Origin of the sequence: Coleofasciculus sp. C1-SOL-03, from assembly GCF_040220555.1 — a bacterium.
Taxonomy (GTDB): Bacteria; Cyanobacteriota; Cyanobacteriia; order Cyanobacteriales; family Coleofasciculaceae; genus Coleofasciculus.
Map to the genome: position 1 here is coordinate 74,993 of NZ_JAVJUO010000148.1, position 8,296 is coordinate 83,288.

Annotated in this window: 8 protein-coding genes; 5 read left to right on the forward strand and 3 right to left on the reverse strand. The window is 46.5% G+C overall.

The genetic code is table 11. The features are described from left to right. Nucleotides 1-181: 181 nt before the first annotated feature. Nucleotides 182-1,057 (reverse strand): WD40 repeat domain-containing protein, encoded by an 876-nt coding sequence (locus RIE73_RS23830; RefSeq protein ID WP_446403554.1) that lies wholly within the window; start codon nt 1,055-1,057, stop codon nt 182-184. A 72-nt stretch (nt 1,058-1,129) separates the two neighbouring features. On the opposite strand from RIE73_RS23830, the gene folK reads away from it, so the two are divergent. After that, the gene (gene folK / locus RIE73_RS23835) at nt 1,130-1,615 is read left to right on the forward strand and encodes a 2-amino-4-hydroxy-6-hydroxymethyldihydropteridine diphosphokinase (RefSeq protein ID WP_446403555.1); all 486 of its coding nucleotides are present in this window, start codon (nt 1,130-1,132) and stop codon (nt 1,613-1,615) included. Between the two features lie 6 nt (nt 1,616-1,621). Next, nucleotides 1,622-2,173, forward strand: a complete 552-nt coding sequence (locus RIE73_RS23840; RefSeq protein ID WP_446403556.1) for an NUDIX hydrolase — start codon at nt 1,622-1,624, stop codon at nt 2,171-2,173. Between the two features lie 276 nt (nt 2,174-2,449). On the opposite strand, the gene RIE73_RS23845 is transcribed toward RIE73_RS23840, so the two are convergent. Then, nucleotides 2,450-2,770 carry a Uma2 family endonuclease gene (locus tag RIE73_RS23845; protein ID WP_446403557.1) on the reverse strand — a complete coding sequence of 107 codons (321 nt, stop codon included), beginning with the start codon at nt 2,768-2,770 and terminating at the stop codon, nt 2,450-2,452. 481 nt (nt 2,771-3,251) lie between these two features. Between RIE73_RS23845 and RIE73_RS23850 the strand changes: the two genes are divergently transcribed. From RIE73_RS23850 to purD, 3 genes are all read left to right on the forward strand, one after another. Beyond that, on the forward strand, nt 3,252-4,664 hold the full coding sequence (locus RIE73_RS23850) for an IS200/IS605 family accessory protein TnpB-related protein (protein WP_446403558.1): 1,413 nt from the start codon (nt 3,252-3,254) through the stop codon (nt 4,662-4,664). A 117-nt stretch (nt 4,665-4,781) separates the two neighbouring features. Further along, the gene (locus RIE73_RS23855; protein ID WP_446403559.1) at nt 4,782-6,209 is read left to right on the forward strand and encodes an FAD-binding domain-containing protein; all 1,428 of its coding nucleotides are present in this window, start codon (nt 4,782-4,784) and stop codon (nt 6,207-6,209) included. 292 nt (nt 6,210-6,501) lie between these two features. Then, entirely contained in the window at nt 6,502-7,767 is a 1,266-nt protein-coding gene (gene purD / locus RIE73_RS23860) for a phosphoribosylamine--glycine ligase (protein WP_446403560.1), read from the forward strand. Here the strand turns inward: purD and RIE73_RS23865 are convergent. Continuing rightward, nucleotides 7,758-8,174, reverse strand: coding sequence for a zinc ribbon domain-containing protein (locus RIE73_RS23865; RefSeq protein WP_446403561.1), 417 nt, complete (start codon nt 8,172-8,174; stop codon nt 7,758-7,760). The two genes, purD and RIE73_RS23865, sit on opposite strands and share 10 nt — an antisense overlap. Nucleotides 8,175-8,296 lie beyond the last annotated feature (122 nt).

An 8,296-nucleotide genomic window follows, 5' to 3' on the forward strand; every position in this document is an offset into this window, starting at 1 on the left:
ATTGGCTTATAGCTTAAGTCCATTAAAATGGACTAACAGATACAGTTGTCTTTAAATGAAAGCAACTTTCCTGTTTAAACTTCAGGCGGTTTAACGAACGGCTAGTACTGAATTAATGATCGAGGTTTTTGCCGCAGCTTTTACCGTCGTTTACCCTCATTTTCCCTATCTTCCGCATTGCTTATTTTATCCCCCAAATTTTAATCACGTCATTCTGGCTACCACTAGCCATAGTTCGTCCATCTGGACTAATTGCTACCGCTAAAACGGCTTCTATATGATCACTAATCGTGTGCAGGACTTCACCTGTCTGTAAATCCCAAACCTTAACCGTTTTATCGTTACTTCCACTAATAATTCGGCGTCCATCTCGGCTAATTGTCACTGAAGTAACGGTTCCCCCATGATCCGTCAGTGTGCGAATTTCCTCTCCTGTTCTCAAATTCCAGAGTTTAATGGTTTTGTCAATACTGCTACTCACCAATATTTTCCCATTGGGACTAATCGCCACGGAGGTAACGCTACCTGCATGACCTGTGAGTATTTTCCGATTACCAATCCAGATCGTACCATCAGCACAACCACTCACTAATCTGCGACCATCTGAACTGATGGCGAGGGAATACACCCAGTCTGATGGTTCGGTTAGGGTGTGCAGTTCAGCACCGTTGTTGATATCCCAAACTTTAATTGTTGTATCCTGGCTACCGCTATAAATTCGTTGTCCGTCAGGACTAATCGTTACACAATATACTCGGTCAGAGTGACCTTCTAGGGTGTGTAGTTCATCCCCATTTTTCAGGTTCCACACTTTCAGCGTGCAATCAAAACTCCCACTCACCAAGGTTTGACCATCGGGACTAATCGCTACCCCATGCACCCAGTCTGAGTGACCTCTAAAACAGGTGAGTTCCTGTCCATTGCTTAAATCCCAGATACGCACAATTGTATCACCGCCACCACTGATTAAAGTCTTGCCATCGGGACTCATCGCTAGGGAGTAAACTGTTCCCTTGGGTCCGGCTAACCAAAGACCGAGGATTTGTTCTTCGTGCATTAATTTATCCGATCGCGGCAAAAATTTCGTCGATTCTCTGGTAATCTATAGACTCAACAGCAGGGGCGTATCGTGTCACACTCTCAACCATCGGCGATCGCACTAGGTAGCAACTTGGGGGATTCCCGTGCCATCCTAGAGGCGGCTATAGTCATGTTAGCGAAAACTCCCGGTATCACGGTCACGTCTCAATCTAGCTGGTATCGAACCGCCCCCGTGGGTCCGCCGCAGCCGGATTATCTCAATGGTTGTGTGATTCTAGAGCTACAGCTAACCCCCCACGATTTATTACAAACCCTTCTCAGCATCGAACAGCAATTCGGGCGAGAACGGCGGGAAAGATGGGGACCGAGAACCCTAGACTTAGATATCTTATTATTCGATAATTTAATAATAGACACTCCTACCCTACAAATCCCCCACCCCCGGATGACTGAACGAGCCTTTGTCCTGGTTCCCTTAGCCGAAATTGCCCCCGACTGGATCGAACCAAAATCCGGATGTGCGATCGCACAACTCGTACAAAGGGTAGACTGTTCTGGAGTTCACCCCGTATAGTTAGACATGCCTCAAGGTAAAGAACCCCCTCAACTACTCAGACAACGCTTTGTTTATCAGGGACGCAAATTTAACTTTGAAGTTAATCACCTGCGTCTTCCCAACCAAGCCAAAGGCGACTGGGAATGCGTGCGTCACCCCGGTGGGGCGCTAGCGGTTCCGGTGACCCCAGAAGGGAAACTGGTACTCGTGCGTCAATATCGGTTTACGGTACAACGGCGGTTATTAGAGTTTCCGGCGGGTACGGTGGAACCTTTAGAAGATCCCGAAACCACAATCCAACGGGAAATCCAAGAAGAAATCGGATATCGGGCGCACCGTTGGCAATCTTTGGGGAGTTTTCCCTTAGCACCCGGATATTCTGATGAATATATTTACGCATTTCTGGCGCAAGATTTAGAGAAACTAGAGACACCGCCAGGATTGGATACGGATGAAGATTTAGAAACGGTGTTGATGACGCCCGAACAATTAGAAAAAGCGATTCATGGGGGAGATGCGGTTGATGCTAAATCGATTTGTAGCTTTTACCTAGCACGTCCGTTTTTACAACAGTAGTGGATTAATTGTTTTTGAACATATCCCGGAAATCGTAGGGGCGCACAGACGTGCGCCCTATCCAACCTGTGTCCTATGCTAATAGTTAGGTTAAAAAATAGGGTGGTGTGGCAAACATTGTAGAGACGTTGCATGCAACGTCTCTACTCACAACCTCAACCACTAACTTGACTGAAGTTCCCAGTGTAATAATAAGCTGTTCGGCATTTAAATTGGGATACCTAAAACCCTGAAAGGCAAGAGGCAACAGGCAAGAGGCAACAGCTAATACACAATTTAAATGCGTTTTAGCTTAGGTTCACGTTTCCATAACGGTTCATCGCGTAGGGCAAGTCTATCTAATACAATCACATCCGGTTTAAAGGCGGAATATTGACCTAAGGGTTTAATCAGACATCGCATCGGGATAAAGTAGGGTTGCTTAAGATGAGCGATGGCTAGGTTCAACTGCATGTTAATAAAGCCCGTTACCTGTTCATGGGAACCTGTTGGTTCCATGTCAACTAATTCTCCATCAATTAGTTCATAACGAGGATGATCTCCGTATTCAGCAACAAACTCGTCAAATGTTAGTGATTTTGGTGGAATTTGAATCATTATAAGCAACCCCTGAAACCAGGCTACCTGTAAGATGTTTACTTGATCCTAACACTGACCTATAAGCCTTAAACCGCCTTGGGTTTCAACCCAAGACTAACAGCGAAAGTCAGCTAAAGCTGACTGGATAATAGTTTTAGCCCATTTTAATGCACTTGATTGATTAACCCGGAGGGCGGGTTTTGAACGAAATAGTTGAGCGCAGTCCCCCGGAAAGAATCTTTGATTTAGATGGGGGAAAGCGAAACGAAGATGGTTTGGTTTTTCCTGATTTTTCACATACTTTGGGAGCTTATCTAGGATTGCCCCGGTTCCCACTGTAATTAAAGCGTAGCTGCTAGCCCAAAATATGTGTTGGAGACCAGTAGAACGGCTTGAGATGCTGTTCATATTCTTTTCTCATCAACTAACTTTGTAACTAAGTTGACAACTAAACTAGCTAAATTGTAACATGATATCCATACAGGTTTAGGTCGAGGCTATGGTCAAGAAAAAGGCTAAAAATCAATCCAAGCGGAAAAAGACCCAAAAAGAGCCAAGCATCAGAACCGATGTTTGGCAATTAGTCATGACGCAAGAGCAGCGCCGATTAGCAGTCTTGACCGTAGCAGAATATCGCCTTTTTCTGAAGCCGTTGGTACTCATTAGCTATTGGAATTGGGGAAATCTCTCTGGGCTAAACAGTTCCGAGAGAGTCAATGCTTTAGAAAAGCTGATTCACAAGACAGTAAACAACCCCAACCCTAAATACTATTGGTACTTCCACAAAGCTATCAGCAATCATCCTTCATTCCGCAAGTTTCCCAGCTACCTAAGACGTGCTGCAATTCAAGATGCTCTGGGCATTGTGAGCAGCTTTGTTGCTCGGTGGGACGATTGGAAGAGAGGAGAACGGAGACATCGGTACGACAAGCCTCCCAAGTTGACCTCGATGTGCAACAGCTATCCAGCAATGTACAAGGGTCAGCAAATTAAGTACCATCCCAACTTCAATGCAGTAGAACTGAAAATATGGAATGGTGCTGATTGGGTTTGGATGCAAGGTGTTTCCATTAAAACCCATGGAAAAAGTCGGCACACCTCCAGAGGAGCAAAACTGTTGTCCCCTGCTCTAATTGCCAACAAGCGAAGTATCCATCTTTCCATGCCTGTTGAGGTTAATCCTCAACCTTTGCCTGATTCAGACTATGTTTGTGCTATTGACATTGGTATAAACACAACAGCAACCTGCTCAATAGTTGGCAAAGACGGTACTGTAAAAGCTAGGAAATTTATCAATCCGGCTAGAGACATAGACCGTCGTGACCAACGTAAGCAGCGTATTGCTACTAAGTCCAAGCTAACTCGGAGAGTCATCAACCAGGATTTGCCTAAGGGCTTCTGCCAAGGTTTGTATCGAAAGTCCAAAAACATCAACAAACACATTGCTCAAACGGTTTCGAGGCAGATTGTTGAGTTTGCCCAAAAACATCATGTCAGCGTGATTGTGTTTGAGGACTTGTCGAATTGGAAAGCTAAAGGTGGGAAGCATGGGTCTTTGCAAAAACAACGCTTTCACCAATGGTGCAAGGACAAACTGGTTGAGTTAACTATTCAGAAATTCTCCGAGTTAGGTGGAAAAGTACGCAAAGTCAACGCTAAGTACACCAGTGCTTATGCCTTTGACGGTAGCGGGAAAATTAAGCGGAGTAACAAAAAGTATTCCCAAGCTGTATTCCAGAACGGGAAGCGTTACAACGCTGACTTATCCGCTTCCTACAACATTGGTGCCAGATATTGGTACGCGGTATTAACTAATAGTAAATTGACTAGGGTCTGGGCAGGCAGAAGCTCCTCCCAGACGCTGCGAACGCCAGTGACGCTCAGTACCCTTTGGGGGCTGAGTAAAGCCTAGCATAAGAATCCCCAGCTAGAATTTTTAATTTAGCTGGGGTGCGTTCAATAAACGTTATAATTAACAGCGAAACCAGAAAGGCTAAACCCGCCCCTACCCATTCAAATCTCATCATTCATGACTGATCTGATTCTCTTCTGGCATCGCCGTGACTTACGCATTTCTGATAATATTGGTCTGGCTGCGGCTTGTCAAAAAAGCCAGAAGGTGATAGGAGTCTTTTGTCTTGACCCAGATATCTTAGAACGGGATGATATCGCTCCAGCACGAATCACGTACCTGATTGGCTGCTTACAGGAGTTACAACAACGCTACGCTGAAGCTGGGAGTCAATTGTTAATCCTGCATCAAAACGCCAGTCAAGGAATTCCCGCCCTAGCTGACGCCCTCAACGCCAAAGCGGTAGTCTGGAATCGGGATGTGGAACCCTATGCCCAGACTCGCGATCGCACGATACAAGATGCCCTAGAAGAAAAAGGGATTGCGGTTGAACAGTTCTGGGATCAACTCTTACACGCCCCCGGCGAAATTCGCACCAATTCCGGCGATCCTTATAAAGTTTATACCCCCTTCTGGAAAAACTGGAAAGACCAAGCCAAAGCCACTCCTGCTGAATCCTTAACCAATGCTGAAGGATTAACTGCAACGGAACAGGATGTGGTAAACAAAGTAGGCGCAATTGAGTTACCTACGGCGAAAGAGTTAGGGTTTACCTGGGACAATCCCCTGGTGCTGGAACCGGGAGAAAAAGCCGCCCAGGAGAGACTAGAGGAATTTTGCGATCGCGCCATTGACGACTACCAACACCAACGCAATCTCCCCGCCATTGATGGTACATCCCGACTCAGCGCCGCCCTCAAATTTGGGGCGATCGGGATTCGTACAGTTTGGCAAGCGACGCAAACAGCGATAGAACGCAGCCGTAGCGATGAAACTCGTGATAGTATTCAAACCTGGCAACAGGAATTGGCTTGGCGAGAATTTTATCAACATGCTCTCTATTTCTTCCCCAAATTGGCAGAGGGACCCTATCGTGATACTTTTGAAAATTTCCCCTGGGACAATAATCAAACCCTGTTTCAAGCGTGGTGTGAAGGCAAAACGGGTTATCCGATTGTAGATGCTGCCATGCGCCAATTAAATCAAACGGGATGGATGCACAATCGTTGTCGGATGATTGTTGCCAGTTTCTTAACCAAAGACCTAATTATTAATTGGCAATGGGGTGAAACCTATTTTATGCAAAAATTATATGACGGTGACTTAGCCGCTAATAATGGCGGCTGGCAATGGAGTGCGTCCAGTGGAATGGACCCGAAACCCTTGCGAATTTTTAATCCCGCAAGTCAAGCCCAAAAATATGACCCGGATGGGGAGTATATTCGCCAATGGTTACCGGAGTTGAGTTCACTGGATACAAAATACTTGGTGACGGGTAAAATTCCAGCGGATGAACGTTCGAGTTGTGGCTATACTCAACCCATCGTCGATCACAAAAAACGACAGAAAGAATTTAAACAGCGCTATCAACAGCAAAAAGGGTAAGTCATTCGTCATTTGTCCTGGGTAAGGGTTTGAAGAATATTGACAGAATGTATTGGACGTTGGACAAATAGCGAAGGGTTAAGTTAGGGCGGGTTTTGAACAAACGTTATCATCCATAGCCACGCATCAAGTTCCTAAACCCGCCCCTACACACTTATGGCGACATCCCATGGCATAATGGAGGACATTTGCTCAACTCACACACTCATTGGGTACAACGGCATCCGTGGTACCCCCTGCTTTATGGCAGTGTATACTTTATCGTTCATTTCTTCGGGAGCGCGAGGCTAACGTGAAGATTTTGGTGGTTGGCAATGGGGGACGCGAACACGCCCTCGCCTGGAAACTGTTGCAATCTCAACGCATTAAACAAGTAATCTGTGTTCCTGGCAATGGGGGTACAGCGACAAATCCACAGTGTCAGAATCTGTCTTTACGAGTGGATGATTTTGCCGGAATTGCTCGGTTTGCTTTGGTGCATAATATTTCGTTAGTGGTTGTGGGTCCGGAACTTCCGTTGGCGTTGGGGATTACCGACTATCTGCGTCGCCAAAACTTGGTCGTGTTTGGTCCGACTCAAGCAGGCGCTCAAATTGAATCGAGTAAGGCTTGGGCAAAAACCTTGATGCAGTCGGCTGGCGTTCCCACGCCTGGGTTTGCTATGTTTGCCGATAAAGATGAGGCGATCGCCTACCTGAAACAGCAAGATGCCCCAATTGTCGTTAAGGCAGATGGTTTGGCAGCCGGAAAAGGGGTAACAGTGGCTCAAACCATTGAGGAAGCAGTAGCGGCGGTTGAGTTTCTGTTTAAGAATAAGTTTAATGCTGTGGTGATCGAAGAATGCGTTATGGGTCAAGAAGTCTCTGTCTTGGCGCTAACCGATGGCATCACAATTCGTCCCTTATTACCCGCTCAAGATCATAAGCGGATTGGTGAAGGCGATACGGGACCGAATACGGGAGGGATGGGCGCGTTTGCTCCTTCTCCCCTGGTGAATCCTAGCTTGATGGCACGGATTGAGCAAGACATTCTCCAACCCACGGTGCAGGCGTTGCAGGAACGAGGAATTGACTATCGCGGGGTTCTCTACGCCGGATTAATGATTACGCCTCAAGGTGATCCCACGGTTCTGGAGTTTAATTGTCGCTTCGGTGATCCAGAAACTCAAGCGATTTTACCCTTGTTGGAAACGCCCCTGCACGAATTACTCTTGGCTTGTACCGGGCGGAAACTGGCAGAATTACCGCCAATTAGCTGGCAATCTGGGGCGGCGGCTTGTGTGGTGGCGGCGGCGCAAGGGTATCCGGGGGCGTATCAGAAGGGTCATGTTATTAGTGGGATTGAACAAGCCCAGGAACAGGGGGCTACGGTATTTTGTGCCGGAACTCAGTTTAAGCAGGAACAGATGCTAACCGATGGGGGGCGCGTGTTAGCGGTGTCAGCAACCGGGGAAACATTAGAGAGTGCGATCGCAGCCACCTATCGGGCGATAGACTGTATTGAGTTTGAGGGACTGTACTATCGTAAAGATATCGGTCATCGTGTCATTCAGACGTGACTTCTCTCACGGTCAATCAAAGATTCGACCTGATCGCTTCTCCAACCTTGCACCGAATGCAGTACGGTTAGAGCTTCCTTCGAGGTACTATTAGTAGTAGATTTGGTGACTACAAGATTCCCTTTACGGCGTTTTATGGTGGGGAACAAGCCCAGCCCCACTCGCTTGATGTTGATAGCAGCATTGATATCGCGGTCAACAAGCAAGCATTCAATTAAATCAAACCATTCCCGATCATCTAGACTCATAAAGACAAACTCATCTCTGTAGCAGAGGATTTGAGACGTATGAGCGGGTTTAACTTTTACTACTCGTCCACCAGCATTTTCGGCTACGTGTCCGAGAACTTCCAAAAACTGACCAAAACCTGCGTCATTCCAGGACTTGTAAGGAAGGAAAGAAGACAAGGAGGAAAAACCGTACAAAATTAGGTTCGGTCAAACTCACTTCTAAAAGCCGAAACGCCCTATTTTCCGTTCTCACTCTTCCTTGTCTACTGGTCTACCTGTCTTCTAAGTCTTACCTAAAC

Coding starts and splice junctions, on each gene's coding strand:
- RIE73_RS23840 (WP_446403556.1), top strand. CDS start 1,622: ATGCCTCAAGGTAAAGAACCCCCTCAACTACTCAGACAACGCTTTGTT.
- RIE73_RS23850 (WP_446403558.1), top strand. CDS start 3,252: ATGGTCAAGAAAAAGGCTAAAAATCAATCCAAGCGGAAAAAGACCCAA.
- RIE73_RS23845 (WP_446403557.1), bottom strand. CDS start 2,770: ATGATTCAAATTCCACCAAAATCACTAACATTTGACGAGTTTGTTGCT.
- RIE73_RS23830 (WP_446403554.1), bottom strand. CDS start 1,057: ATGCACGAAGAACAAATCCTCGGTCTTTGGTTAGCCGGACCCAAGGGA.
- RIE73_RS23855 (WP_446403559.1), top strand. CDS start 4,782: ATGACTGATCTGATTCTCTTCTGGCATCGCCGTGACTTACGCATTTCT.